Source organism: Pseudomonas fluorescens (assembly GCF_001902145.1).
Lineage (GTDB): Bacteria > Pseudomonadota > Gammaproteobacteria > Pseudomonadales > Pseudomonadaceae > Aquipseudomonas > Aquipseudomonas fluorescens_BV.
The window spans coordinates 292,421-316,669 of record NZ_MRST01000024.1 but is presented as its reverse complement, the minus strand read 5'-3'; the positions used below and the strand labels follow the sequence as shown (position 1 = coordinate 316,669).

General features: G+C 59.7%; 26 protein-coding genes. 21 read left to right on the top strand and 5 right to left on the bottom strand.

Annotated features, from left to right (window positions below; all coding sequences use genetic code 11):
* Positions 1 to 9: 9 nt before the first annotated feature.
* Positions 10 to 207, bottom strand: coding sequence for a hypothetical protein (locus tag BUE92_RS27995; RefSeq protein ID WP_125969396.1), 198 nt, complete (start codon positions 205 to 207; stop codon positions 10 to 12).
* Here BUE92_RS27995 and argS point away from each other — a divergent pair.
* From argS to BUE92_RS15375, 9 genes are all read left to right on the top strand, one after another.
* Positions 178 to 1,914, top strand: coding sequence for an arginine--tRNA ligase (gene argS, locus BUE92_RS15415; protein ID WP_073524704.1), 1,737 nt, complete (start codon positions 178 to 180; stop codon positions 1,912 to 1,914). The two genes, BUE92_RS27995 and argS, sit on opposite strands and share 30 nt — an antisense overlap.
* 1 nt (position 1,915) lies before the next feature.
* A complete protein-coding gene (locus BUE92_RS15410; RefSeq protein WP_073524702.1) occupies positions 1,916 to 2,617 on the top strand; it encodes an SPOR domain-containing protein in 702 nt (233 codons plus the stop codon).
* 255 nt (positions 2,618 to 2,872) lie between these two features.
* Positions 2,873 to 3,403 (top strand): ATP-dependent protease subunit HslV, encoded by a 531-nt coding sequence (gene hslV / locus BUE92_RS15405; RefSeq protein ID WP_003171209.1) that lies wholly within the window; start codon positions 2,873 to 2,875, stop codon positions 3,401 to 3,403.
* A gap of 37 nt (positions 3,404 to 3,440) precedes the next feature.
* Positions 3,441 to 4,778, top strand: a complete 1,338-nt coding sequence (gene hslU / locus BUE92_RS15400; RefSeq protein ID WP_044270712.1) for an ATP-dependent protease ATPase subunit HslU — start codon at positions 3,441 to 3,443, stop codon at positions 4,776 to 4,778.
* Positions 4,779 to 4,928: 150 nt separating this feature from the next.
* Positions 4,929 to 5,306, top strand: coding sequence for a gamma-butyrobetaine hydroxylase-like domain-containing protein (locus BUE92_RS15395; RefSeq protein WP_032893968.1), 378 nt, complete (start codon positions 4,929 to 4,931; stop codon positions 5,304 to 5,306).
* Between the two features lie 249 nt (positions 5,307 to 5,555).
* Entirely contained in the window at positions 5,556 to 7,235 is a 1,680-nt protein-coding gene (phaC, locus tag BUE92_RS15390; RefSeq protein WP_073524700.1) for a class II poly(R)-hydroxyalkanoic acid synthase, read from the top strand.
* A gap of 164 nt (positions 7,236 to 7,399) precedes the next feature.
* Positions 7,400 to 8,245, top strand: coding sequence for a poly(3-hydroxyalkanoate) depolymerase (phaZ, locus tag BUE92_RS15385; protein ID WP_003171205.1), 846 nt, complete (start codon positions 7,400 to 7,402; stop codon positions 8,243 to 8,245).
* Between the two features lie 90 nt (positions 8,246 to 8,335).
* Entirely contained in the window at positions 8,336 to 10,018 is a 1,683-nt protein-coding gene (gene phaC, locus BUE92_RS15380; RefSeq protein ID WP_073524698.1) for a class II poly(R)-hydroxyalkanoic acid synthase, read from the top strand.
* 28 nt (positions 10,019 to 10,046) lie between these two features.
* Positions 10,047 to 10,667, top strand: coding sequence for a TetR/AcrR family transcriptional regulator (locus BUE92_RS15375; RefSeq protein ID WP_073524697.1), 621 nt, complete (start codon positions 10,047 to 10,049; stop codon positions 10,665 to 10,667).
* A gap of 32 nt (positions 10,668 to 10,699) precedes the next feature.
* Here the strand turns inward: BUE92_RS15375 and BUE92_RS15370 are convergent, their stop codons facing one another.
* Positions 10,700 to 11,362 carry a response regulator transcription factor gene (locus BUE92_RS15370; protein WP_073524696.1) on the bottom strand — a complete coding sequence of 221 codons (663 nt, stop codon included), beginning with the start codon at positions 11,360 to 11,362 and terminating at the stop codon, positions 10,700 to 10,702.
* A 372-nt stretch (positions 11,363 to 11,734) separates the two neighbouring features.
* Here BUE92_RS15370 and BUE92_RS15365 point away from each other — a divergent pair, with 372 nt between their 5' ends.
* The 6 genes from BUE92_RS15365 to BUE92_RS15340 all read left to right on the top strand — a co-directional run bounded on the left by BUE92_RS15365 (position 11,735) and on the right by BUE92_RS15340 (position 18,205).
* Entirely contained in the window at positions 11,735 to 12,316 is a 582-nt protein-coding gene (locus BUE92_RS15365; RefSeq protein WP_073524695.1) for a fimbrial protein, read from the top strand.
* 100 nt (positions 12,317 to 12,416) lie between these two features.
* On the top strand, positions 12,417 to 13,184 hold the full coding sequence (locus tag BUE92_RS15360) for a fimbrial biogenesis chaperone (RefSeq protein ID WP_256673977.1): 768 nt from the start codon (positions 12,417 to 12,419) through the stop codon (positions 13,182 to 13,184).
* A gap of 8 nt (positions 13,185 to 13,192) precedes the next feature.
* Positions 13,193 to 13,960: a fimbrial biogenesis chaperone gene (locus tag BUE92_RS15355; protein ID WP_073524691.1), complete on the top strand. Its 768-nt coding sequence runs from the start codon at positions 13,193 to 13,195 to the stop codon at positions 13,958 to 13,960.
* Between the two features lie 167 nt (positions 13,961 to 14,127).
* Positions 14,128 to 16,716: a fimbria/pilus outer membrane usher protein gene (locus tag BUE92_RS15350; RefSeq protein WP_073524690.1), complete on the top strand. Its 2,589-nt coding sequence runs from the start codon at positions 14,128 to 14,130 to the stop codon at positions 16,714 to 16,716.
* A gap of 2 nt (positions 16,717 to 16,718) precedes the next feature.
* Positions 16,719 to 17,663, top strand: a complete 945-nt coding sequence (locus BUE92_RS15345; RefSeq protein ID WP_073524688.1) for a fimbrial protein — start codon at positions 16,719 to 16,721, stop codon at positions 17,661 to 17,663.
* Between the two features lie 17 nt (positions 17,664 to 17,680).
* On the top strand, positions 17,681 to 18,205 hold the full coding sequence (locus BUE92_RS15340; RefSeq protein WP_073524685.1) for a fimbrial protein: 525 nt from the start codon (positions 17,681 to 17,683) through the stop codon (positions 18,203 to 18,205).
* 84 nt (positions 18,206 to 18,289) lie between these two features.
* Here BUE92_RS15340 and BUE92_RS15335 read toward each other — a convergent pair whose 3' ends face one another.
* From BUE92_RS15335 to BUE92_RS15325, 3 genes are all read right to left on the bottom strand, one after another.
* Positions 18,290 to 19,210 carry a phasin family protein gene (locus BUE92_RS15335; protein ID WP_073524682.1) on the bottom strand — a complete coding sequence of 307 codons (921 nt, stop codon included), beginning with the start codon at positions 19,208 to 19,210 and terminating at the stop codon, positions 18,290 to 18,292.
* Between the two features lie 12 nt (positions 19,211 to 19,222).
* On the bottom strand, positions 19,223 to 19,645 hold the full coding sequence (locus BUE92_RS15330; protein WP_073524680.1) for a phasin family protein: 423 nt from the start codon (positions 19,643 to 19,645) through the stop codon (positions 19,223 to 19,225).
* Between the two features lie 104 nt (positions 19,646 to 19,749).
* Entirely contained in the window at positions 19,750 to 20,025 is a 276-nt protein-coding gene (locus BUE92_RS15325; RefSeq protein WP_073524677.1) for a polyhydroxyalkanoic acid system family protein, read from the bottom strand.
* Positions 20,026 to 20,170: 145 nt separating this feature from the next.
* Here BUE92_RS15325 and ubiE point away from each other — a divergent pair, with 145 nt between their 5' ends.
* Genes ubiE through BUE92_RS15295 form a run of 6 tightly spaced genes read left to right on the top strand, consistent with a single transcriptional unit; the run spans position 20,171 to position 24,239 of the window.
* Positions 20,171 to 20,941, top strand: coding sequence for a bifunctional demethylmenaquinone methyltransferase/2-methoxy-6-polyprenyl-1,4-benzoquinol methylase UbiE (ubiE, locus tag BUE92_RS15320; protein ID WP_003171186.1), 771 nt, complete (start codon positions 20,171 to 20,173; stop codon positions 20,939 to 20,941).
* Positions 20,941 to 21,564, top strand: coding sequence for a ubiquinone biosynthesis accessory factor UbiJ (locus BUE92_RS15315; protein ID WP_019820017.1), 624 nt, complete (start codon positions 20,941 to 20,943; stop codon positions 21,562 to 21,564). The genes ubiE and BUE92_RS15315 overlap by 1 nt, the downstream gene beginning before the upstream one ends.
* A complete protein-coding gene (ubiB, locus tag BUE92_RS15310) occupies positions 21,561 to 23,165 on the top strand; it encodes a ubiquinone biosynthesis regulatory protein kinase UbiB (protein WP_073524675.1) in 1,605 nt (534 codons plus the stop codon). Before BUE92_RS15315 ends, ubiB begins: the two co-directional genes overlap by 4 nt.
* Before the next feature lie 41 nt (positions 23,166 to 23,206).
* Entirely contained in the window at positions 23,207 to 23,599 is a 393-nt protein-coding gene (hisI, locus tag BUE92_RS15305; protein ID WP_073524674.1) for a phosphoribosyl-AMP cyclohydrolase, read from the top strand.
* A gap of 2 nt (positions 23,600 to 23,601) precedes the next feature.
* A complete protein-coding gene (locus tag BUE92_RS15300; RefSeq protein WP_003187881.1) occupies positions 23,602 to 23,934 on the top strand; it encodes a phosphoribosyl-ATP diphosphatase in 333 nt (110 codons plus the stop codon).
* A 26-nt stretch (positions 23,935 to 23,960) separates the two neighbouring features.
* Positions 23,961 to 24,239, top strand: coding sequence for a twin-arginine translocase TatA/TatE family subunit (locus BUE92_RS15295; protein ID WP_073524673.1), 279 nt, complete (start codon positions 23,961 to 23,963; stop codon positions 24,237 to 24,239).
* Positions 24,240 to 24,249 lie beyond the last annotated feature (10 nt).

Genomic DNA, 24,249 nt, shown 5'->3' with positions numbered 1-24,249 from the left:
AACACCGCGTTAAATCAGGAAGCCCGCGTTATCGTTGACGATTTTCGCGAGCAAGCTCGCTCCTACAAAATGCTCCACAGGTCCGGAACGGTTGGCAAGCCCGCCCTCGCCACGGATAATGCCCAGTTTTTCCACCTGCGCATCGCGCGCCGCCGCTTGCGGTCGAAAGAGAACACCATGAAAGACACCATTCGCCAGCTGATCCAACAAGCCCTCACCCAACTCGTCAACGAAGGTGTGTTGCCTGAAGGCCTGTCGCCGGCGATCCAGGTGGAGAACACCCGCGACAAGACCCATGGCGACTTCGCCAGCAACATCGCGATGATGCTGTCCAAGCCGGCCGGCATGAAGCCGCGTGACCTGGCCGAAAAAATCATCGCCGCGCTGCCGGCTGACGCCAGTGTCACCAAGGCCGAAATTGCCGGCCCAGGCTTTATCAACTTCTTCCAGAACACCCAGGCCCTGGCGTCGCGCCTGGATGCCGCCCTGGCCGATGCCCGCATCGGTGCACGCAAGGCCGGCGACAGCCAGCGCGTAGTCGTTGACCTGTCGGCGCCGAACCTGGCCAAGGAAATGCACGTGGGCCACCTGCGCTCCACCATCATTGGCGACGGCGTGGCACGGGTGCTGGAATTCCTCGGCGACACCGTGATCCGTCAGAACCACGTAGGCGACTGGGGTACCCAGTTCGGCATGCTGATGGCCTACCTGCAGGAAAACCCGATCACCAGCAACGAGCTGGCCGACCTGGAAAACTTCTACCGCGCCGCCAAAAAGCGTTTCGACGAATCCGAAGAGTTCGCCGACCGCGCCCGTGGCCTGGTGGTCAAGCTGCAAGCCGGCGACGAAGAGTGCCTGGCGCTGTGGAACCGCTTCCGTGAAATTTCCCTGTCCCATTGCCAGGAAATCTACGAGCTGCTCAACGTGAAACTGACCATGGCCGACGTGATGGGCGAAAGCGCCTATAACGACGATCTGATCAACGTGGTCAACGACCTCAAGACCAAGGGCCTGCTGGTCGAAAGCAACGGCGCCCAGTGCGTGTTCCTCGAAGAATTCAAGACCGCCGACGGCGAGCCGCTGCCGGTGATCATCGTCAAGGCCGACGGCGGCTACCTCTACGCCACCACCGACCTGGCCGCCGTGCGTTACCGCAGCGGCGTGCTCAAGGCTGACCGTGCGCTGTACTTCGTCGACCAGCGCCAGGCCCTGCACTTTCAGCAGGTGTTCGAAGTGGCGCGCCGCGCCGGCTTCGTCACCCACCCGATGCACATGGAGCACATGGGCTTCGGCACCATGAACGGCGCCGATGGCCGCCCGTTCAAGACCCGCGACGGCGGCACCGTGAAGCTGATCGACCTGCTGAACGAAGCCCAGGAGCGTGCCTACAGCCTGGTGAAGGAAAAGAACCCGGAGCTGGCCGAGGCCGACCTGCGCAACATCGCCCGCGTGGTGGGCATTGGCGCGGTGAAATACGCCGACCTGTCCAAGCACCGCACCAGCGACTACAGCTTCAACTTCGACCTGATGCTCAACTTCGAAGGTAACACCGCGCCGTACCTGCTGTATGCCTACACCCGCGTGGCCGGGGTGTTCCGCAAGCTGGGCAAGGACTTCAGCGAAGTCGAAGGCCAGATCGTGCTGGACGCAGCCCATGAACAGGAACTGGCGGCCAAGCTCGCGCAATTTGGCGAAGTGCTCAATAGCGTTGGCGAAAAAGGCACGCCGCACATCCTGTGCACCTATTTGTACGAAGTGGCCGGCCTGTTCTCCAGTTTCTACGAGAACTGCCCGATCCTGACCGCCGACGACGAAGCCCAGAAACAAAGTCGCCTGCGTCTTGCCGCATTGGCTGGGCGCACCCTCAAGCAAGGCCTGGAACTCTTGGGCCTGGAAACTCTGGAGCGTATGTAAGTTGGCTGCCAAGAAAAAACCTGCACCCAAGCGCGGCGCCAGCCGCTACCAGGCCCCGGCGAAGCAACCGATTCCGGGTTGGTTGTGGATGGCCATCGGCCTTACGGTCGGCGCATTTATCGTGTTCCTGATGAAGCTGGAGCCCGGCCAGGGCGATGACGTCAAGCGCGTCAAACAGGAGCAGCAAAAGGCCACCAAAATCGCCGAAGCCAACAAGACCGCGCCGAGCCCGACTGCACCGGTAAAGCCCAAGTACGACTTCTATACGCTGCTGCCGGAATCGGAAGTGATCGTGCCGCCTGACGCCGTGCCGGAAAAAACCCTGCCGACGCCCCAAGTGCCGACCACGCCGGTAACCCCAGCGGAAGCGGCGAAAATCGACACGGCGCGCGCCCAGGCTGCGCTGGCCGGTATCACGCCACCGCCAGCACCGCCAGTGGCTGCAACCAAGGCTGCGCCTGTGACCAAGTTCTTCCTGCAAGCGGGCTCGTTCCCGAAACAGGCGGATGCGGACCGTGTACGCGCACAGATCATTCTGTTGGGCCAGTCGGTGACGGTGGAGTCGGGTACCGTGAAGGAAGCAACCTGGTATCGCGTGTTGGTGGGGCCGTTCAGCAACCGCGAGCAGCTGACCGTGGCGCAAAAGCAATTGGCCGGCGCAGGCTTTAGCAACCTGTTGTTACAACAACGCCAGAGCCGCTGATCCAGCAGCCAACCCGGTTTTAATGTGGGAGCTGGCTTGCCTGCGATAGCGGTGTAACAGTCAATGTTTGGGTGACTGACACACCGCTATCGCAGACAAGCCAGCTCCCACATTGGTTTGCAGCGTGTTCAAGTAGGTGTCGAACCCATAAACACCACTCGTCCGCCCTGCCTTCCTACGGTTGAAATCCCCCTCGCCACCCCCATATGAGTTTCCATCAGGGCATTTTCGCCCCGCTGCGTGGAGACTCTCCCCTTGACCACCATCGTTTCAGTACGTCGCCACGGCAAAGTTGTCATGGGCGGCGACGGCCAGGTTTCCCTGGGCAACACCGTGATGAAAGGCAACGCCAAGAAAGTGCGCCGCCTGTACCACGGCCAGGTGCTTGCCGGCTTCGCAGGCGCAACCGCCGACGCCTTTACTCTGTTCGAGCGTTTCGAAGGCCAGCTTGAGAAACACCAGGGCCACCTGGTGCGCGCCGCTGTCGAACTTGCCAAAGAATGGCGCACCGACCGCTCCCTCAGCCGCCTGGAGGCCATGCTCGCGGTTGCGAACAAAGACGCTTCCCTGATCATCACCGGCAACGGCGACGTGGTTGAACCCGAGCATGGCCTGATCGCCATGGGTTCCGGTGGCGGCTACGCCCAGGCTGCGGCCAGCGCGCTGCTGAAGAAAACCGACCTGTCGGCCCGTGAAATCGTCGAGACCGCCCTGGGTATCGCTGGCGATATCTGCGTGTTCACCAACCACAACCAGACCATTGAGGAGCAGGACCTCGCCGAATAAGCCCTGGGCTTATTCAGGCTTGAGGCCGCCAAACACTATGTCCATGACTCCCCGCGAAATCGTCCATGAACTCAACCGCCATATCATCGGCCAGGACGATGCCAAGCGCGCCGTTGCCATTGCGCTGCGTAACCGCTGGCGCCGGATGCAACTGCCGGAAGAACTGCGCGTTGAAGTAACGCCCAAGAACATCCTGATGATCGGCCCTACCGGCGTCGGCAAAACCGAGATCGCCCGGCGCCTGGCCAAATTGGCCAATGCACCGTTCATCAAGGTCGAAGCGACCAAATTCACCGAAGTCGGCTATGTGGGCCGCGATGTCGAGTCGATCATTCGCGACCTGGCTGACGCCGCCCTGAAGATGCTGCGCGAACAGGAAGTGACCAAGGTCAGCCATCGCGCCGAAGACGCCGCTGAAGAGCGCATCCTCGACGCCCTGCTGCCACCGGCACGCATGGGTTTCAACGAAGACGCCGCACCGTCGTCCGATTCCAACACCCGTCAGCTGTTCCGCAAGCGCCTGCGTGAAGGCCAGCTGGATGACAAGGAAATCGAGATCGAAGTGGCCGAAGTGTCCGGCGTGGATATCTCTGCCCCGCCTGGCATGGAAGAAATGACCAGCCAGTTGCAAAACCTGTTTGCCAACATGGGCAAGGGCAAGAAGAAAAGCCGCAAGCTCAAGGTCAAGGATGCGCTCAAGCTGGTGCGCGACGAAGAAGCCGGGCGCCTGGTCAATGAGGAAGAACTCAAGGCCAAGGCCCTGGAAGCGGTCGAGCAGCATGGCATTGTGTTCATCGATGAGATCGACAAGGTGGCCAAGCGTGGCAATTCCGGCGGCGTGGATGTCTCCCGCGAAGGCGTGCAGCGCGATCTGCTGCCGCTGATCGAGGGCTGCACGGTCAACACCAAGCTGGGCATGGTCAAGACTGACCACATCCTGTTTATCGCTTCCGGTGCCTTCCATCTGAGCAAACCCAGCGACCTGGTGCCCGAGCTGCAAGGCCGCCTGCCGATTCGGGTGGAGCTCAAGGCACTGACGCCGGGCGACTTCGAGCGCATCCTCAGCGAGCCGCATGCCTCGCTCACCGAGCAGTACCGCGAGCTGCTGAAAACCGAAGGGCTGGGTATCGAATTCCAGGCAGACGGTATCAAGCGCCTGGCGGAGATCGCCTGGCAGGTCAACGAGAAGACCGAGAACATCGGTGCCCGTCGCCTGCATACCTTGCTTGAGCGCCTGCTTGAGGAAGTGTCTTTCAGCGCCGGCGACATGGCCGGTGCGCAGAATGGCGAAGCGATCAAGATCGATGCTGACTACGTCAACAGCCACTTGGGCGAATTGGCGCAGAACGAAGACTTGTCTCGTTATATCCTGTAAGCCTTAACGCGAAACCGCTTCGCTTAAATGTGGGAGCGGGCTTGCTCGCGAAAGCGGTATATCAGTACCAGATGTGCTGGCTGACACACCGCTTTCGCGAGCAAGCCCGCTCCCACAGGGTTGAAGCCGGTTCCTTCAGGATTATCTCCAATGGCCAAGTTTCCGACTGCTGTAAACCTGCACAAAACCTCCAACACCCTCGGCCTGACCTACGGGCCGGACGAAACCTACCAGTTGCCCGCCGAATTCCTGCGGGTGCACTCCCCTTCCGCCGAGGTCCAGGGCCACGGCAAACCCATCCTGCAGTTCGGCAAGCTCAATGTCCGGTTGATCAAGCTGGAACCGGCCGGCCAGTACGCACTGAAATTGACCTTCGACGACGGTCATGACAGCGGACTGTTCACTTGGGACTATCTCTATCAGCTGGCCGTACGTCAGGACGCTCTATGGGCCGACTACCTGGCCGAGCTCAAAGCCGCTGGGAAAACCCGCGATCCGAGTGAGTCGGTCGTGCGGCTGATGCTCTAGCACAGGCTTCTTGGCGTTTAGAACGCATTTTCTAATTTCATCTGCTTGAATGCCCTGTCGCGTGGCCAACGATTGGCCCGCTTGCGAAAAAAAATAAACTCGGGTAACCAATGGAGCTGGCAAGTTCCCTGCATTTGACGATGCGGTATCAACGGTCACCCGAGTCGCAGTACCAGGCTGGTGTCGTGTATCGAAATTGGGTGCGCAGCAATCGCCGGTACTCGTCTTTCGGACAACGGAGCGTCGTAGATGAGTAACAAGAATAACGATGACTTGAAACGCCAGGCCTCGGAAAACACCCTGGGGTTGAACCCGATCATCGCGTTACGCAAAAAGGATTTATTGGCCTCGGCCAAGATGGTGCTGACCCAAGCCATCAAGCAACCGTTGCACAGCGTCAAGCACGTCGCCCACTTTGGCGTTGAATTGAAGAATGTGATGTTCGGCAAATCCGCGCTGGTGCCCGAGGGCGACGACCGTCGCTTCAACGACCCGGCCTGGAGCCAGAACCCGCTCTACAAACGTTATTTGCAGACTTACCTGGCGTGGCGCAAGGAGCTTCACGACTGGATCGACGACAGCAACCTGTCGGCACAAGACATCAGCCGCGGCCACTTCGTGATCAACCTGATGACCGAAGCCATGGCCCCCACCAACAGCGCGGCCAACCCGGCGGCGGTCAAACGCTTCTTTGAAACCGGCGGCAAAAGCCTGCTCGACGGCTTGTCCCACCTGGCCAAGGACATGGTGCACAACGGCGGCATGCCCAGCCAGGTCAACATGGGCGCCTTTGAAGTCGGCAAGACCCTGGGCACCAGCGAAGGCGCGGTGGTGTTTCGCAACGATGTACTGGAGCTGATCCAGTACAAGCCCATCACCGAACAGGTGCACGAGCGCCCGCTGCTGGTGGTACCGCCGCAGATCAACAAATTCTACGTCTTCGACCTGTGCCCGGAGAAAAGCCTGGCGCGCTTCTGCCTGCGCAATGGCCAGCAGACCTTTATCGTCAGTTGGCGCAACCCCACCAAGGCCCAGCGCGAATGGGGGCTATCCACCTATATCGAGGCGCTGAAGGAAGCGGTCGATGTGGTCACGGCAATTACCGGCAGCAAAGACGTGAATATGCTCGGCGCCTGCTCCGGCGGCATCACCTGCACCGCGCTGTTGGGCCACTATGCGGCGCTGGGGCAGAAGAAGGTCAACGCCCTGACCCTGTTGGTGAGCGTGCTGGACACCACCCTGGACACCCAGGTGGCACTGTTTGTCGATGAGCAGACCCTGGAAGCGGCCAAGCGCCACTCCTACCAGGCCGGCGTGCTGGAAGGCCGCGACATGGCCAAGGTATTTGCCTGGATGCGCCCCAACGATCTGATCTGGAACTACTGGGTCAACAACTACTTGCTGGGCAACGAACCGCCGGTGTTCGACATCCTGTTCTGGAACAACGACACCACGCGCTTGCCGGCGGCGTTCCATGGCGACCTGATCGAGCTGTTCAAGAACAACCCACTGGTACGCCCCAACGCCCTGGAAGTGTGCGGCACGCCCATCGACCTCAAGCAGGTCACCGCCGATATCTACTCCCTGGCCGGCACCAACGACCACATCACACCATGGCAGTCCTGCTACAAGTCAGCGCAGTTGTTCGGCGGCAAGGTCGAGTTTGTGCTGTCCAGCAGTGGGCATATCCAGAGCATCCTCAACCCGCCGGGCAACCCCAAGGCCCGCTACCAGACCAGCGAGGGCCTGGCCGGCAGTGCGCTGGACTGGCAGGAGAATGCGACCAAGCACACCGATTCGTGGTGGCTGCATTGGCAGGTGTGGCAGGCGGAGCGGGCGGGGAAGCTGAAGAAGGCGCCTGTGACCTTAGGCAATAAAACCTACGCCGCAGCCGAAGCGGCGCCAGGTACTTATGTACATGAACGCTAGGCATTTTTGTAATTGAAATGAGATCAGTGTGGGAGCTGGCTTGCCTGCGATAGCGTCGGGTCTGCTAACTAATCGCTGCCTGACAGAATGCAATCGCAGGCAAGCCAGCTCCCACACTGACCGAGTTCCTACAGACGAATAGCACCACTCCACAGGGCTTGAGCATGCCGCAACCGTTCATCTTCCGTACCATCGACCTGGATGGCCAGACCATCCGCACGGCGGTGCGTCCGGGCAAGCCGCACTTGACGCCGCTGCTGATCTTCAACGGCATCGGCGCCAACCTTGAGCTGGTGTTCCCGTTCGTCCAGGCCCTGGACCCGGACCTGGAAGTGATCGCCTTCGACGTGCCCGGCGTGGGCGGTTCCTCGACGCCGAACCGACCCTATCGCTTCCCCGGCCTGGCCAAACTCACCGCACGTATGCTCGACTACCTGGATTACGGCCAAGTGAATGCCGTGGGCGTGTCCTGGGGCGGAGCGCTGGCCCAGCAATTTGCCTATGACTACCCCGAGCGCTGCAAGAAGTTGATCCTGGCGGCCACGGCGGCCGGTGCCTTCATGGTGCCAGGCAAACCGAAGGTCTTGTGGTTGATGGCAAGCCCCAGGCGCTATATCCAACCGTCCCACGTGGTGCGCATTGCTCCGATGATTTACGGCGGTTCGTTCCGCCGTGATTCCAAACTGGCCGCCGAGCACGCCAGCAAAGTGCGCTCGGCCGGCAAGCTGGGCTACTACTGGCAGCTGTTCGCGGGCCTGGGCTGGACCAGCATTCATTGGTTGCACAAGATCCGTCAGCCCACCCTGGTGCTGGCCGGGGACGATGACCCGCTGATCCCGCTGGTCAACATGCGCATGCTCGCCTGGCGCATCCCCAATGCACAGTTGCACATCATCGATGACGGCCACCTGTTCCTGATCACCCGGGCCGAAGCCGTGGCGCCGATCATCATGAAGTTTCTGGAGGAGGAGCGCCTGCGCGCCGTGATACATCCGCGACCGGCGGTGTGAAGGAACACACCACCGCGCAACTTGCCAGGAACCGACTATGGTTCTGGATTGGCGTGCCTGCTTGATGACTTGACGAAGGAGTGTTGGCTCATGCGAGAAAGACCCGTGACGAACCCGGCGCCCACCCCCGCTGCGTTCATCAACGCGCAAAATGCGATCACCGGCCTGCGCGGCCGGGACTTGCTGTCGACCCTGCGTACCGTCGCCGCGCACGGCCTGCGCAACCCGGTGCACACCGCCCGCCACGCCTTGGCCCTGGGCGGCCAGCTGGGCCGCGTGCTGCTGGGTGAGAGCGTGCACGAACCCAACCCCAGGGATCATCGCTTCAGCGACCCCACCTGGAAGCTCAACCCGCTGTACCGGCGCAGCTTGCAAGCCTATCTGAGCTGGCAAAAACAGACACGGCAGTGGATTGATGACAGCACCCTCAGTGACGATGATCGCGCCCGCGCGCAGTTCGCCTTCGCCCTGCTCAACGATGCCGTGTCCCCTTCCAATACCCTGCTCAACCCGCTGGCGATCAAGGAGCTGCTCAACTCCGGCGGCAACAGCGTGGTGCGCGGCGTGAGTAACCTGTTCGAAGACCTGCTGCACAACAACGGTTTGCCACGCCAGGTCAGCAAGCACGCCTTTGAAGTGGGCAAGACCGTGGCGACCACGCCCGGTTCGGTGGTGTTTCGCAACGAGCTGCTGGAGCTGATCCAGTACAAGCCCATGAGCGAAAAACAGTACGCCAAGCCACTGCTGGTGGTGCCGCCGCAAATCAACAAGTACTACATCTTCGACCTGAGCCCGGCCAACAGCTTTGTGCAATACGCACTGAAAAACGGCCTGCAGACCTTTATGGTCAGCTGGCGCAACCCGGACGTGCGGCATCGCGAATGGGGCCTGTCCACCTACGTGGCGGCGCTGGAAGAAGCGCTCAACGTATGCCGTGCCATCACTGGCGCCCGCGAGGTCAACCTGATGGGCGCCTGCGCCGGGGGCCTGACCATCGCCGCGCTGCAAGGCCACCTGCAAGCCAAGCGCCAGTTGCGGCGCATCTCCAGTGCCAGTTACCTGGTGAGCCTGCTGGACAGCCAGATCGACAGCCCCGCGACGTTGTTCGCCGATGAACAAACCCTGGAAGCCGCCAAGCGCCGCTCCTACCAGCAAGGCGTGCTGGACGGTCGCGACATGGCCAAGGTATTTTCCTGGATGCGCCCCAACGACCTGATCTGGAATTACTGGATCAACAATTACCTGCTGGGCAAGGAACCGCCGGCATTCGACATCCTGTACTGGAACAACGACAACACGCGCCTGCCCGCCGCCCTGCACGGCGACCTGCTGGATTTCTTCAAGCACAACCCCCTGAGCCATCCCGGTGGGCTGGAGGTATGCGGCACGCCCATCGACTTGCGCAAGGTCTCGGTGGACAGCTTCAGCGTGGCCGGCATCAATGACCACATCACGCCGTGGGACGCGGTGTACCGCTCCACTCAACTGCTGGGCGGCGAGCGGCGCTTTGTGCTCTCCAACAGCGGGCATATCCAGAGCATCCTCAACCCACCGGGCAACCCCAAGGCCAACTACGTCGAGAACCCCAAGCTGAGCAGCGACCCACGGGCCTGGTATTACGACGCCCAGCACGTCGAAGGCAGTTGGTGGCCACAATGGCTGGAGTGGGTACAAAAACGCTCCGGAGTACAACGCGAAACCCTCACCGCCCTGGGCAACCAGAACTACCCACCGATGGAAGCGGCGCCGGGCACTTACGTGCGCGTGCGCTGAGCTCAGCGATCAACGTTAAGAAGACTGGATGAAGACCCGCGACCGTATCCTTGAATGTGCCCTGCATCTGTTCAACCACAAGGGCGAACCGAACGTATCGACCATGGAGGTGGCCAATGAAATGGGGATCAGCCCCGGCAACCTCTACTATCACTTCCACGGCAAGGAGCCATTGGTGCTCGGGCTGTTCGAGCGTTTTCAGTGTGAGCTGGCGCCACTGCTGGACCCTCCCTCCGATGCGCAACTGGAGGCCGAGGACTACTGGCTGTTTTTGCACCTGATTGTCGAGCGCATGGCCCACTACCGGTTTCTGTTTCAGGACCTGTCGAACCTGGCCGGGCGCCTGCCGAAGCTGGCCAAGGGGATCCGCCATCTGCTCACGGCGCTCAAGCGCACCCTGGCTTCATTGCTGGCGCGACTGAAAGCGAAGGGCCATCTGGTCAGCAGCACCCAGGCCTTGGGACAGTTGGTGGAGCAGATCACCCTGACACTGCTGTTTTCGCTGGATTACCAGCGGATTCTCGACCGTGCTGGCGAGGTGCAGGTGGTGGTCTACCAGATCATGATGCTGGTCGCGCCGCATCTAATGTTGCCTGCACGCCAGGCTACCGAGCGATTGGCATTACGCTATCTGGACGATCAGGATTAACAATCGAGCGTTTGATAGACCTTATCGTTTATTTACCTGGACATTCGAAAATGGCCAGTAAATTTGAATAATTCATTATCACTACTGATACCAAGTTTTCGATAAGCCGATTGTTTGTGTGTACTGATCGTACTTGCACTGCGCGAGAACTTTGCCGCAATTGAACTCACTGACATTCCATCAAGAAAACAGCGTAGCACTTCCTGTTCTTTAGGCGTGAGGCAAGCGTTCAAAGGTAACGAAGTTGAAAACTTCATATTCGAGTGCTTATACAGATTATCGAGCATTGATTGCATTCCTTGCAGTGCTGGCACCATACAAGGCTGCACATAGATTCGACCTTGGGCGACCGTCCGAACGGCCGTAATCAACTCGGTCAGGTTCTGGTTTTTGCCCAACACCCCCCAGCATCCAGCCTTCAACGACAGCGAAACCGTTGCAGGGGTGTAATGCGAACATAGGATCAACGGCCTGCACTGGCTAAAGCGTCTGCTCAGCGACTGGATCAGGCTCAGACCATCACTGTCAGTTGGCGCCAGGATAAAATCCATTACCACGACATTCGCTGGCCGCCGGGCGAGCGCTTCCAGCAATTGCACCGCCGTACCGAAGGAACCGATCACATCAAGGTCAGCCGCGCCGTTCAAGCCTAACTCGATCCCCTGCCGAACCATTTCATGGTCATCTAAAAGCATAACAGTGTATTTACTAGACATAGAAGTAGGCATCGAAGAGACCGCATAAGTAAGCACAACATCTACCCTTAAACGCCAGTGCTGTACTTACGGTATACCGAGCTATCTGCCCGAAGCAATACGACAAGGTAGGAAGTCTCCGCCTTTCAGCGTATTCCCCACATAAAAATATTAATCCCACAAGAAAGCGCCAAGCCATAAGTAAGACCTCGAACATTCACGAGATAAAACTCAGCGTTTTTCTATAGATGAAACTCGCGCAACCCGACAAATTATCCCTTCCGCCATTTGCGGCATTGCTCGACACAAGCTACAGGCACCACGCCTTAGCCTGCGGCGGGTTTCTTTTACAAACCCACAAACGGGATGACCATGAAAATTACCGCTTTCTCCACTGTTGCATCAGCACTCGCCCTGACCGCAGCACTCTCACAGCCTGCACTCGCCGCCAACGACGGCACCATCAACTTCACTGGCCTGGTGACCGATGTGACCTGCACCATCGAGGGTGCAGCCCCGGGCACAGGCGCTGTCGTCAAGGACGTAAACCTGGGTGGCGTCTCTGCTTCACGCCTTGCCACAGCGGGTAGTCGCGCCAACCTGACCGGTTTCACCATTCGCATTGGCGGGCCTGGAGAAGGCAGTTGCACCAACGGTCGCACTGCCATGGTGGCTTTCGACCCTACCAGCCCCGCCATTGACGTGGCCACTGGCCGCTTGAACATCGACGGCTACGACGACCCAGCCGACACCACTACCGCCAAGAATGTACAGGTCGAAGTGACCAATCGCGATGGCTCCCCGATCAACGTCTATACAGAGAAATCCGAAGGCGTGGTGATCGCCGATAACCAGGCCGTTATTCCACTGGCAGCCCAGATGTATGCCAGCGGCCCTGCGACCGAAGGCACGGTAAAAACGCGTGTCGGCTTCCTGGTCGTGTACGCCGAGTAAAGGTGGGCAAGCCTGCTCCCGCAGATCTTGTACGCCCAGGGCCCGCACTCGCGCTGCGGGTCCACTCCCAGACTCGAAGAGACCCCAGATGATTAAAAGAATGGCTCGCCGCGCGCTCATCACCTGTGCTTTTGGGCTGATATCGCTACACGCGCTAACCGCCCAGGCTGGCGTGATTATCCATGGCACGCGTGTGATCTACCCCGCAGAGCAGCAAGAGGTCGTCGTGCGGCTGGAAAACAAGGGCAGCCGCCCAGCGCTGGTGCAGACCTGGCTGGATACCGGCGACCAAAGCTCCACCCCGCTGACTGCGCAGACACCGTTCACTCTGACGCCGCCGTTATTTCGCATCGAACCCCATCAACAACAAGCGTTGCGCCTGCGCTATTCCGGTGAGCCGCTACCCACGGACCGCGAAAGCCTGTTCTGGCTGAACGTATTGGAAGTACCACCGGTTTCCGCAGACGCCGCGCAAAACAACCAGATCGAATTATCGTTCCGTACCCGTCTACGGGTATTTCTACGCCCAGAAGGGTTGCCATATTCCGTCGCCAGCGCCGCATCAAAACTGCAATGGAAGTTGGTACCCCACGGCAGTGGATTCGCCCTGCAAGCCACCAACCCCACGCCTTACCACGTTTCGCTCGCCGCGGTCGACTTGCTGAGCGAGGGCAAACGGTTCAGCAAAGCAGCGAGCAAGGAAGCCAACGACGGACTGTTAATGCCTGCCGGTGACATAAAACTGTTTGTGTTACCGCAACTGCGCAATCGCCCTCACGGCACACCCAAGGTCGAGTTCACCACCGTCAGCGATTTCGGCGCCCGGGTGCGTCACTCGGCTGACGTCACCCCTTCATCCGCAGGATGACCCGCCGTATGAAAGTGACTTTGATTTTACATTGGTTAACCCGGTTTGCAGCGTTGACACTTGCACTGCTCAGTCCGGTGTTGACGCAAGCAAGCGTTGTGATCAATAGCACCCGTATTATTTACCCGCAGCAGGACAAGGAGGTGACGATACGACTCGAGAGCAAGAATCAGGCACCGGTCCTGCTGCAAGTATGGCTGGACGACGGCGACGAGCACTCGACACCGGACGTCGGCGCAATGCCCTTTGTTGTCACACCACCGATCTTTCGCATCGAGCCGGGCAAGCAACATGTGGTGCGTATGGCATACACCGGCGAAACGCTGCCATCGACGCAGGAGAGCCTGTACTGGTTCAACCTATTGGAAGTGCCCGCACAGGCGCCAAGCGCCGAGCAAGCCAACCAATTGCAACTCGCCTTCCGCACCAGGATCAAGGTTTTTTTCCGCCCGCCCGACCTGCCCTACCCGGTCGAGGCAGCGCCCGCAAAGCTGCAATGGCGTAGCCTGGTAACCGAGCGAGGCCCGACGCTGGAAGTCTATAACCCAACCCCCTACTACTTGAATTTCGACCAGATCGAAGTGGTCGCGCAGGGGCAGCGCCATGCTCGTGAGCCTGCTGCGTCGAGTGCTGACAACATGGTGGCGCCCCATAGCCGCAACCAGTTCCAACTGCCCGGGCTCAAGTCATTGCCGGCGAGCAAGATGACTGTCGAATTCCAGTCCCTCGACGACTTTGGGCTCACGACTTCACACAGCGCCAAGGTGTCGTCATGACCGTCCCGCCATAGCGTCGCCAGGCCTGCCCAGTACCTTTTCGGGCTGATCAGCAGGCCCCCGTAAATCAACCACGTCCGTTAAGTGCCAGTCCGTCGGGACAGGGACGCGCTTTGCCGCGATTCGGACAACACCTATTCCCGTGGACGGTATTCATGAGTTCGAAAATGCCTGCCAGGACCAAAGACTGGCCCCTGGCCCCTCACCGATTGACGTTGATTGCCCGAAGCCTCTTGCTCGTGGGCGGCACCCACGCCGCAGTTGCACAGGGTACCGAGCAGGTTGTATTCAACCCAGCCTTTTTCCCCGATGGGGCGAAGGGCTTGCAGATCGACATTTCAAAGTTCAGTCAAGGCAATGTCGTCCTGCCGGGATCCTACCGTTCTGACGTTTACCTCAATGGCCAATGGCTAGGCCGAGAGACGCTATCCTTCCGGGCAAAGGAAGGCCAGGACACGGCACAACTGTGCCTGGAGCGTGACGCACTGCTAAGGATTGGCATCGACATGGATGCCATCGAAAAACCCTCCGCCGGTGAAGTACTTTCCAGCTGTTCCGATATTTCCAGCTACCTGCCCGGTACCAGCAGCCAATTCGATGCTGGCGAAAGCCGCTTGGACCTGTTGGTCCCGCAGATATACCTGACGCGCAAGCCGCGCGGTTATGTCGACCCAAGCCATTGGGACGGTGGCGTCGATGCCGCCTTTGTGCGTTATAACGCCAACGCCTTCCAGACCCAGGCCAATGGTCGGTCGGTCAGCTCCAACTACCTGGGTTTGAACACCGGGCTCAACCTGGGCAGTTGGCATTGGCGTCACAACGGCAGTTACAGTCAGTCGGCAGTTGGCTCGGGTTACCAGAGCAGCAGCACCTACGTGCAGCGCGAATTGCCTGCACTGCAATCGCAGTTGATGGTAGGTGAAATCTACACGCCCGGTGAGCTATACGATAGCGTGCGACTGCGGGGGGCGAGCCTGTTCAGTGACGACCGGATGCTGCCCGACTCCCAGACCGGTTTTGCCCCCGTTGTACGCGGCGTTGCCGAGACCAATGCCCGGGTTACCGTGCGCCAGCGCGGCGTATTGCTGGACGAGGTGTCGGTCGCACCCGGCCCATTCGTCCTCAATGACCTGTTCCCCACCGGCTATGGCGGCGACCTGACCGTAACCATCACCGAAGCAGATGGTCGTCAACGCGAGTTCGTTGTCCCCTTCGCTTCCAACGCCAACCTGCTGCGACCTGGCCACCACCGCTATTCACTGAGTATCGGCCAGCTCGATGAAGTTGGCCTGCGACACCCTCCTACACTGATGCAGGCAACCTACCAGCATGGTCTTAGCAATTTGCTGACCGGCTACACCGGGACGGTGATGGGACAGGATTACAATTCGCAATTGCTGGGCGCGGCGTTCAACACTCCGTTGGGGGCGCTGTCCTTTGACGTGACCCATTCAAACGCCAACCTGCCAGGGCAAGGTTCCCGCGAGGGGCAAAGCCTGCAATTTCGCTACAGTAAAAACTTCGCAGACACAGGAACTCACTTCGCACTCGGCGCCTATCGGTACTCCACTGAAGGATTCCTGAGTGTGGGCGACGCCGCACGGGTACGCGACCTGGCCATCGACGGGCTCAGCCTCGACACCGTTTCGCGCCTGCGTGACAGGATGGATATAAGCCTCAACCAAAGGCTGGGCAACGGCACCGTATACCTGAACGGCTCGTCGCAAAACTATTGGAACCGCGCAGGTGGCAACCTGACTTTCGCCACAGGATACAGCGGATCCTGGAAAGGCCTTCACTACACCGTCAGTGCACAACGTACCCGCGATTTGCTCAGTGACCGGGTCGATAAACAAGTGGATGTGACCTTGAGCCTGCCGCTCGGCAGTGGCGCACGCAGACCAACCCTGACCACCACCGCCTATCGCGGCGACCAAAGCAGCGGCGAGCGCATGAGCCTCGGCGGTAGCCTGGGCGAACGTGGCGAAATGACCTACGGCCTGGGTGCCAGCCGGACTCACGGCGCTGGTAACGCAACAAATGCCGACGTGAGATACCAGGCAAGTCACGGCGTCATGTCCGCAGGCTACGGGCAAAGCAACGACTACCGCTCGTTATCACTTGGCATGACCGGGGGGATCGTTGCCCACGCTGGCGGCGTGACCTTCGCGCCGGAGCTGGGCGACACCATCGGTATCGTCCAGGCACCTGAAGCAGAGGGGGCGCGAATCAACGGTAATCACAGTGCACAAATCGGTAAGGGCGGCTACGCAGTGGTGCCTCACCTCACGCCGTACCGCCAGAACGTCGTGGAACTGGACCCCAAAGACCTTTCCGTCAATGTTGAACTCAAGACAGCCGCCCTGAACGTAGCCCCCCGCTCCGGTTCGGTCGTGAAGTTGCAGTTCGAGACAGTAAGCGGCCAGGCGCTGTTGATTACGGCATTGCGCCAGGACGGCAGACCGCTGCCGTTCGGTGCCGACGTGTTCGATGAGGACGGCGCGAGCGTCGGGGTTGTAGGGCAAGGTGGCAAGGCATTTGTCCGCGTACCTCGTAACCAGGGGCAGTTGACGGTCAAGTGGGGAGCCGGCGATTCGGCGATGTGCCGCATTCAATACGAACTGGAATCGGCGCCGCTTGCCAAGGATTCGCAACGGTTGCTTCAACTGGACGGGGGGACTTGTCAGGACATTGCCGACCTCGTCGTACAGGCTCCCGCCAATGGACGGGCCCTCTCTCTTTCATCGCGGAACTGAAGATGAAGTACTCGATTAAACTCATACCGGTACTACTGACTTTCGGCGTATCGATCACCGCTCAAGCGGCATGCGAGCGATACCCTAATTCTTACCATACGCTCACCATGGACTCGACTGTCATCGTACCGGATAGCCTTCCTGTTGGTGGCCTGATAACCCGGAAGGCATTTAGCGGCACTGCCCCCGGCTTTTCATATCGTTGCCCTACCTATACCCAGAGAACCATCACTGGAAGATACACAACTTGGTTTCCAGGTACGCAAATCTATCGAACCGAAGCGGCTGGCATAGGCGCCCGTCTTTATCTAAGAGAACCCAATGGCAGGGTCAATGCCTACTCAATGCGCAGTGCTACTGTTCTGACAAACCCTGGAACTTACACAAGCTTCACAAACGCGGAGATCGAGTTTTACAAAATCGGGCAAGTGTCAGGAGGGATCATAAATGCAGGTGACTTCTATACTGACAAAATGGGGCACGGCTCAGACAGGTTTATGCTCCGGCTCGGCCACTCGATACGGTTTGTCAGGCCCGCAGCCACCTGCGACCTGGCTACCGGCGATGTCAATCGAACGATCCCGCTCGACCCTATCAACGCCAGCGCCCTTCAAAACGCCACCTTCCTCGGTCAACGCAACTTCGAGCTGACCGCAAACTGCAGCAACGCCGCCAACGTCACGTTTCGCTTTACCGGCACACCCTCTCCAGGCCACACCACGCTGTTCGCCAATACCGGCACCGCTCGCGGCGCCGGGCTGTGGCTGTTTTCACGCATCGGTGGGGCGAACCAAACCATTGGCGCCGATGGCAGCACCAACACGCGCACGGTCGCGGTCTCCGGCAATCGTGCGGTTCTACCGCTCGGCGCGGGTTATCACAAAAATGGCACGGTCAGCGCGGGTACGTTTGCCAGCACCGCCACTGTCAACATCACCTACAACTGAAGTTCAAGGACTGTTAGATGACCATTCGAACGCTACCCCTACTGCTCGCAATCACCGCCAGCCTGGCCGTCAACGCAGCACTCGCCGCTACCACCGGCACATTGCACTTTACAGGCCAGATCAACGCCGGTACTTGCAACCTGGCTGCCGGTGATGTGAGCCGCACGATCACACTACCTGCCGTGAAGATTTCCGACTTTGACAAGAGTGTCTACGCAGGCTCACACGATTTCGACGTCTCTGCCGACTGTGAATCGGACATACGCAACGTGATCTTCCTGTTCTCGGGTACGCCGTCCACCGGAAACGCCGCGCTGTTCTCCAATACGGGAACCTCGGGTGGCACGGCTCTCTGGCTGTCAAGCCGCAGTCCCACTGCGAGTATCCCTGCTAACGGTACCGCCGCCCAGCGCAGCCGTACCGTTGCGACAAGCAGCAACAAGGCCGTGCTGGGGCTCAGCGCGCACTACCATAAAACCGGTGCCGCCATCACTCAAGGCACCCTGGTCAGCGCCGTGACCGTTTCTATCACTTACAACTGATGGAGCCTGGCGTTACTGTCACCTGATGACCCTATAAAAAAGCCCGACCTTCGCAGGCCGGGCTTGTTTATACATCCCGAACAGTCAGGACTGGCTGGAGGACGACGGGGTTGCCGACGATGCAGCCGCGGTGGTAGCAGCCGCTTGCGGTGCGGACACCGAGTTAGCTGCCGAAGCAGTCGGCGCTGGCACGGTTGCTGGCTTGGCTGCAGCTGGTTTTTTCGCGACTGCTGGCTTCTTGGCAACGGCAGGTTTCGCCGCAGGCTTGGCTGCTGCTTTGGCCGCCGTCGGCTTGGCTGCTGGTTTCGCAGCAATTGGCTTGACGGCCGGTTTAGCCGCCGGTTTCGCTGCGGCCTTAGCGGCCACTGGCTTAGCGGCAGGCTTGGTGGCAGCGGTTTTCACTGCAGGCTTGGCCGCCGGTTTAGCCGCCGCGGTTTTAGCCACAGGTTTGGCAGCAGTTTTGGCTGGAGCCCTAGCCGCTGATTTGGCGGGAACCTTGACCAGAGGCTTGGCAGCAGTTTTCGCGGCGGGTTTTGCAGCGGCGGTTTTAGCCGCAGGTTTAGCGGCCGGTTTTGCTGCAGGCTTGGCTGCGGCGGTCTTGGCGGGAGCCGCTTTGGCGCCGGTGAGTTTTTCGATTTGCTTGGTCAAGGTATCGACCTTGCTGTGCAGCGTCTTCAACTCCGCCTTGCTCGGTACGCCCAGTCGCGAAATAGCACTGTTGAGGCGTTTGTCGAACGTTTCTTCCAACTTGCCCCAGGTATCCGAAATGCTCGACTTGGCGGAACCCGCACTCGCCTTGGCGGCGTCGACTTTTTTACCAACCGTGCTCTTGGTCAACTTCTCGGCCTTCTCGCCGTCCTTGACCAGAGTCTCGAAGTATTTGCCGCCGTCACTGCTAACCTTCGAATACACGCCTAAACCAGCAAGCCAGATTTTGCGGGAATATTTTTCAACTTCCCCAACCCACGAGCTGCCTTCTTTCTGAGTAGTCTTTTTAACAGCCATCCCGATGTCTCCTTAGTGTTTACGCGCGACACGTTCGAGCAATGCCGTCAGCTCTTCGAGCTTAGCAGAGAGTGTCTCCACGTCATGTTTAGACGCAATGCCGATTCGATTCAAGGCACTTGCAACACGCGTGTCAAAAGCTTTTTCAACTTTATCCAGCTGAACTTCAACCAAGCCCCTGACGCCGGAGACATTACTCTTTACTTGGTCAATCTGACTGTTGGCGGCATCAAGTTGTTCAACTACAACTTTTTTGCCTTTACTTTCAACACGTTGACCGCTTCTAACGAGTTCCTTGAAGTACTCGCCGCCCTCGCTGCCGACCTTGGCATAGGCGCCAAGACCCGCCAGCCAGATCTTGCGGGCATAGCTTTTAACCTCACTCAGGGGGGTGGTCTGAACGTCGATTTTTTTCTTCAAAATAACTTTGGCCATGGTGCACCTCACACAGAATTGGGTGGCGGACGGCCCGCAGGAGTTGAGGGCTTGGGCACAAAGTAGGGTTTAAAATTAGAATCGGCACCCTAAGCACAGCCGTATCAGGCCAACGCCTTATCCAATGCCTTCTCGATTTCGGACTTGATCGTGCCACTCATGGCCGACATCAGCAGGCCAAGTTCCACATCAATGCGCAGCGAATCATCGGCCACCAACACCGTGCCTTTGACCCCGGAGCGCTTGAGCTTCAGGGTGTCGCCAGCCCACGAAGACTCCACCCCATATTTACCTTCGAGTTTGCGCGCCAATTGCTCCGCCTTGGCCCGCGCCTGTTCTTTTCCCAGAGTATGTTCACGCTCAACGGTAATACGGGCCATTGCAATGACTCCTCTTTATAACGACTCAGAACACCCGCCATGCGGCAAAAGGTCTCGATGAGCACCTATCTTACCTGCAGCCTTGCCAAGACAAAGCAGGCCTTGGGGATTATCATGTCCCGCATTCTCTTTTGGTGACAGCGATATGACTGATCAGCGCAAAGGCAGCGATGCCGAACCCACCACTCACTTCGGCTTCAAGAACGTCCCGGAAAGCCAAAAGGCGGAAAAAGTCGCTGAGGTGTTCCACTCCGTGGCGGCCAAGTACGACCTGATGAACGACGTGCTCTCCGGCGGCATGCACCGCCTGTGGAAGCGCTTCACCATCGAGTTGTCAGGCGTACGCACCGGCAACCGGGTGCTGGACATCGCCGGTGGCACAGGCGACCTGGCAGCCAAGTTCTCCAAGCTGGTTGGCCCGACCGGCCAGGTGGTATTGGCCGATATCAACGGCTCGATGCTCAAGGTTGGCCGCGACCGCCTGCTCGACAAAGGCGTGGCCGGCAATATCGAGTTCGTCCAGGCCGACGCTGAGAAGCTGCCGTTCCCCGACAACCATTTCGACTGCGTGACCATTGCCTTCGGCCTGCGCAACGTGACCCACAAGGAAGACGCGATCCGCTCGATGCTGCGCGTGCTCAAGCCGGGCGGCCGCCTGCTGGTGCTGGAGTTCTCCAAGCCGACCAACGCGCTGATGTCCAAGGTCTACGACACTTACTCGTTCGCCTTCATGCCGTTGATGGGCAAGTTGATCACCAACGACGCCGAGAGCTACCGCTACCTGGCCGAATCGATTCGCATGCACCCGGACCAGGAAACCCTGAAGTCGATGATGGTTGAGGCCGGTTTCGACCGTGTGACCTACCACAACATGACGTCCGGCATCGTCGCCCTGCACCGCGGTATCAAGCCCTGATGCTGCTGCAAGGCCTTCTCGCCAGCGTCGAGCACGGCCTCAACCGTGTACTGCGCCTGGACAGCACCGCCCTGGCGCGGCTCGCGCACCTGACCGGCAAAGTCATTGCCGTCGATTGCCGCAGCCCCGCCTTGCAGCTGTTTATCCTGCCCAGCGATGAAGGCCTGCTGCTCGCCACTCAATGGGCCGCTGAGGCCGATTGCACCCTGCGTGCACCAGCCTCAAGCCTGTTGCACCTGGCACTGAGCCGCAACAAGACTGCCATCCTCCACAGCCCCGAGGTGGAACTGGAAGGCGACAGCGCGGTGCTGATGGACCTGGCCGCCGTGTTGCAAGACCTGGAGCTGGACTGGGAATACGAACTGTCGCGCTGGATTGGCCCCGTCGCCACCCAGTTGATCAGCGGGCACCTGCGCAGCCGCTCGCGCTGGTACCAGCAAGGTTTCGCCAGCCTCAACCAGAACCTTGCCGAATACCTGAGCGAAGAATCGCGCACCCTGGTCGGGCAACGGGAAGCGCAAGCGCGCTTTCGCGAGCTCGACAAGGCCAAAATCGACCTGGAACGCCTCGAGGCCCGCTTCGAGCGCTTGAGCCGTTCCCTTGATCCAAGCGATAACGCATGAAGCTGCTCGCCGTCCGCCGTTTGTTTCGTATCCAGCGCGTCGTAATCCGCTACCGTCTCGATGACCTGCTGTTTGCCCTGCCCTTGCCGTGGTTCCTGCTGGCGGTGCGTTATGTGCTGCCGTGGCGCTGGTTCCCGCGCAAGCCGTCGCCGTTGAGCCGTGGCGCCAGCCTGCGCCTGGCGTTGCAGGATCTGGGGCCGATCTTTATCAAGTTCGGGCAGATCCTCTCCACCCGCCGCGACCTGTTGCCCGAAGACATCGCCGACGAGCTGATGCTGCTGCAAGACCGCGTGCCGCCGTTCGATTCGCAGCAATCGATGGCGCTGATCGAAGAACAGCTGGGCCAGAAGATCAGCGAGGTGTTCAGCCGCTTCGATGTCGAACCGCTGGCCTCGGCCTCGGTCGCACAGGTCCACGCCGCGCAGCTCAAGACCGGCGAAGAAGTGGTGGTGAAAGTCATTCGCCCGGGCCTCAAGCCGATCATCGGCCAGGACCTGGCGTGGCTGTTTATCCTCGCACGCGCCGCCGAACGCTTCTCCGCCGATGCGCGCCTGCTGCATCCGGTGGATGTAGTTGCCGACTACGAAAAAACCATCTACGACGAACTCGACCTGCTGCGCGAAGCGGCCAACGCCAGCCAATTGCGACGCAACTTCGAAGGCTCGCAACTGCTGTATGTGCCGCAGGTGTATTGGGACTGGTGCCGACCAAAAGTGCTGGTGATGGAGCGCATCTACGGCGTGCAGGTCACCGACCTCGCGACCCTGGCCGACCAGCGCACAGACATGAAGATGCTGGCCGAACGCGGTGTGGAAATCTTCTTCACCCAAGTGTTCCGCGACAGTTTCTTTCACGCCGACATGCACCCGGGCAACATCTTCGTCAGTACCGTCAACCCGTGGAGCCCGCAGTACATCGCCATCGACTGCGGCATCGTCGGCAGCCTCACCCCGGAAGACCAGGATTACCTGGCGCGCAACCTGTTCGCCTTCTTCAAGCGCGACTACCGCCGCGTGGCGCAGTTGCACATTGATTCAGGCTGGGTGCCGGCGGAAACCAAGCTCAACGAATTCGAAGCGGCGATCCGCACCGTGTGTGAACCGATCTTTGAAAAACCGTTAAAGGATATTTCCTTCGGCCAGGTACTGATGCGCCTGTTCCAGACCGCGCGCCGCTTCAATATGGAAGTGCAGCCGCAACTGGTGCTGTTGCAAAAGACCCTGCTGAACATCGAAGGCCTGGGCCGCCAGCTGTACCCGGACCTCGATTTGTGGAACACCGCACAACCCTTCCTGGAACGCTGGATGCGTGAGCGGATGAGCCCGAAAACCATGCTGGGCAACCTGCACAGCCAGTTCGAACAGCTGCCGCACCTGGCCAACATGACCCGTGACCTGCTGGAGCGCATGTCCCAGCCCCACGCCAAGGACCCGGCGCCACCGTGGCGCAAGCGCAAGGACGATTGGTTCCTGCGCCTGCTCGGCGCCGCGCACCTGGTGGGCGGCGTGATGCTGGCGGTCGGCGGGCCATTGAACCAACTTGGCCACTGGCCAGCCGGCATCATGGTCGCCGTGGGCGTTTATCTGATCGTGCGTCGATAGCCTATCCGGTTATACACTGTCGCAAATTGCCGGAGCCGAACATGAAAGACTGGCTGGATGAGATCAAGTGGGACAGTGACGGCCTGGTGCCGGCCATTGCCCAGGACTACAAGACCGGGCGCGTGCTGATGATGGCCTGGATGAACCGCGAGGCCCTGAGCCTCACCGCCGTCGAGCAGCGCGCCATCTACTGGTCACGTTCGCGTGGCAAACTGTGGCGCAAGGGCGAAGAGTCCGGACACGTGCAGACCCTGCACGAGCTGCGCCTGGACTGCGACGGCGACGTGGTGATCCTCAAGGTCGAACAGATCGGCGGCATCGCCTGCCACACTGGCCGCCACAGTTGCTTCTATCGCGTGTTCGAGAATGGCGAATGGAAGGTTGTGGAGCCGGTGCTCAAAGACCCGCACGCCATCTACCCAGCAGGACACTGAACATGAGCGATACCCTGAACCGTGTGGCCCAGGTGCTGGAAGACCGCAAAGGTGCGGATGCCGACAGCTCCTACGTCGCCAGCCTGTACCACAAGGGCCTGAACAAGATTCTGGAAAAACTCGGCGAAGAATCCGTCGAGACCATCATTGCGGCCAAGGACGCGCAAATCAGCGGTGATTACAGCGATGTAATCTATGAGACCGCTGACTTGTGGTTCCATAGCCTGGTGATGCTCGCCCAACTGGGGCAGCACCCACAGGCCGTGCTGGATGAACTGGACCGGCGCTTCGGCTTGTCCGGGCACGCCGAGAAGGCCTCGCGCCCGTCCGCCTGAATAACTAAGACTTGAGGATTTGAAGCATGGGCATTTTTGACTGGAAACACTGGGTCGTCATTCTGGTGGTGGTGGTATTGGTGTTCGGTACCAAGAAGCTCAAGAACCTGGGCACCGATGTGGGCGAGTCGATCAAGGGCTTTCGCAAAGCCATGAACGATGATGAAAAGCCAGCCGAGCCAAGCGCCAACCCGGTGCCACCGGCCCAGCCTGCTCACCCGCAGGCCACCCAGCCGATCACCGAGCGCCGTACCTTCGACGTGCAGGCTGAAAAGGTCCAAGAGCCGACCCGCAAAGACTCGTGAGCACTGACTA